The organism is Psychrobacter sp. (assembly GCF_036731945.1).
Classification (GTDB): Bacteria; Pseudomonadota; Gammaproteobacteria; order Pseudomonadales; family Moraxellaceae; genus Psychrobacter.
Window position 1 is genome coordinate 16,418 of the sequence record NZ_DAINDI010000050.1, and the last position, 2,879, is coordinate 19,296.

Here is a 2,879-nt window from a genome sequence, read left to right on the forward strand (position 1 = left end):
GCAGCTTGATTCACTACGCGATATCACCAAGTCTGCTATCGGCGCCAAAGACAATGACGCGCTAAGTAAGCCAATTTTTGAAGGTACGTTATTGTGGGGCCGCGACCTTGACGGTAAGGCGGTACTTATTGAGGACTGGCGCAAAAAGGTAATGGCAACCTCAAAGCAAGACCGCTTGCAAATGCTAAAGGATGCCAACCGCATCACGCCAGCACAGTTGCAAGAATTGGCCAAGATGAACAACATCCAAGCCAATCGCTTCATCAATGGCATTATCGATGAAGAAGTGAGTGCCGGACTTGTCTGGACGGACAGCGAGCTACGCAGCAAGTTTGATTTATCAGATGAGCAAATCGAGCTGTACCGCGAGTTCAGATCCGCCACTGATAAAAGTCTTGATAGTCTCACGCGCTCAGACATGCTACGCCGTTTGGGTAAAGATGCTAACGATATCGAAGCAGCAGTCATGGAGGCTGGCACGTTACGCGAAGCGGTCTTTAATATCGAGCAGCATATCAATAGCCTGATAAAGGCCAGCCCGAAAAAAGAGAAGGCCCTTAAACAGACGCTTAAAGATATCAAAGAGTCGCAATTCCGTACCAACAAACTAATGGATGATGGTTACGCGCCGTTATCACGTTTCGGTCAGTACACGGTTGATGTGGTAGATAGCGATGGCAACCGTGAATATTTTGGTATGTTTGAATCTGCTTATGAAGCTCGCAAGATGGAAGCTGAAATGAAAGCGCTGTACGACGACCCTGCTACACACACCGTCAGTCGCGGTACTTTATCGAACGAAGAGTTTAAATTATTCGCTGGCGTGACACCTGAAACCGCTGAATTGTTTGGTGAGATGCTAGGACTAGATGCAACTGGCGATAAAGCAGCAGATGAAGCGTTCCAAGAGTACCTAAAACGCACCAAAAACAACCGTAGCGCCATGAAACGATTAATGCACCGTAAAGGTATCAAAGGGTATTCTGAAGACGTTGGGCGTGTGCTAGCAAGCTTTATCTATTCTAATGCTCGCCATACCTCGGCTGCTTTAAACATGAGCAACATTGACCGCGCTATTACTGATATCCCAAAAGGCGAGGGCCAGTTAAAAGATGCGGCCGTTAAGCTGGCGGAGTACATTAAAAACCCACAAGAAGAAGCGCAGCTTATGCGCGGCTGGATGTTCGCGCAGTATCTAGGCGGTTCGATTGCGTCCGCTGTGGTCAACATCACGCAGCCCATTGCTGTATCGTTCCCATACCTTTCACAGTTCGGCGGCGCAGTTAAAGCCGCCTCACAACTTGGTAAAGCGTCAAGCGACTGGACAAAGGCGTTTAAGGATAAAGACAGAGGCCACTTTGAGCCTGACTTGCTGGCAGCGATTGAGCGCGCAGAGGCAGACGGCACGCTTAGTCCGCAAGAGGTTCATAACCTTCTCAAACAAGCCAGCGGTAAGAACCCACTAAGCGCTGGTGATGGCACGAAAGTTGGTGATGCAAGAGCGCTGGCAGGTAATACCTTATCTCGCGTCAGTCTGGCATGGGGTTCGTTATTCAGCGGTGCTGAGCAGATTAACCGCCGCGTGACTTTTGTGGCAGCTTACCGCTTGGCAAAAGAGCAAGGTATGGATAACCCAGCAGAGTTTGCCACCAAGTCGATTAAAGAGACGCAGTTTGTTTATAACAAAGCGTCACGTATGAATTGGGGACGCGGCGCTGTTGGTGGCACGCTCATGACCTTTAAGACTTATACCGTGTCTTATATTGAGTTGATGCACAGATTATGGAATCAGGGCGAGAAGGGATCTGTTGAGCGTGCGCAAGGTCGCAAGGCAACCATGATTATGCTTGGCGTGATGTTTATGCTATCAGGCTCGGGCGGTCTACCATTTATGGAAGATGCGGAAGATTTGATTGATGGTATCGGTCAGATTATGGGTTATAACCTATCATCGAAAAAAGCACGTCAAGACTTCTTGGATGCGTGGTTTGGTGAAATGTTGGGCGACTTCTTAGAGTCAGGCGCATCAACACTGCCAGGCTCGCCAACTGATGTATCAGGACGATTAGGATTGGGCAATTTAATTCCAGGTACAGGCATCTTAAAAGAGCGCACCAACAACACTCGTGACGTGCTAGAGATTGCAGGTCCAGCAGGTGACTTTGCCGGACGTATCGCAACCGGTACAAGAGATATTGCAAAAGGCGTGGCAAATCTTGACGCAACCAGTCTTAAAAAAGGTGCGCTTGAGTTTGCACCTACCGCTGTTCGCAATGCTGTTAAAGGCGTGGATATGGCATCGTCTGGCATTTACAAAGACACTAAGGGCTATAAAGTCACTGACGTGTCACCAGTGGACGCCGCCTTTAAGTTTGCAGGATTCCAGCCACTCAAAGTATCTAAGATACAAGAGGCAAACTATCTTGGTCAAACTGCCACTTCTTACTATAGCTTGCGCGCCTCAAATATCAGAGCGCTATGGGCGGCTGGCGTGGTCGAAGGTAATAGCAGCAAGGTCGCTGATGCGAAAGCCGCTGTCAAAGACTGGAACGAGAAAAACCCTGATCAGAAAATCGTTATCAGGCCAACCGATATCGCTCGACGTGTCCGTGAAATGAAGATGGATAAATCAGAGCGCGTCACCAAACTGGCCCCTAAGTCCATGCGTGCTCAGATGGCGTCAGATTTTTCACAAGTACGTGATGGTTTTTAATCAACCCAACTGTTCGGTAACTCCGAACACATCAAAGCTCACCCTAAGCGGTGGGCTTTTTTTGTGTCTGCTTTTGGCGCACCCCTATAAGGTTCGTAACTACAAACTTATCTTGGTTAAATAGTGGTTATTGAAACGGTATAGATATCTATTAATCAGAAAAAGG

1 protein-coding gene is annotated in these 2,879 nt (G+C 48.2%); it reads left to right on the forward strand.

Translation table 11 applies throughout. The features are described from left to right. A partial coding sequence (locus V7D75_RS10525) for a PLxRFG domain-containing protein (RefSeq protein WP_333614524.1) occupies positions 1 to 2,713 on the forward strand: 2,713 nt, incomplete at its 5' end. Positions 2,714 to 2,879 lie beyond the last annotated feature (166 nt).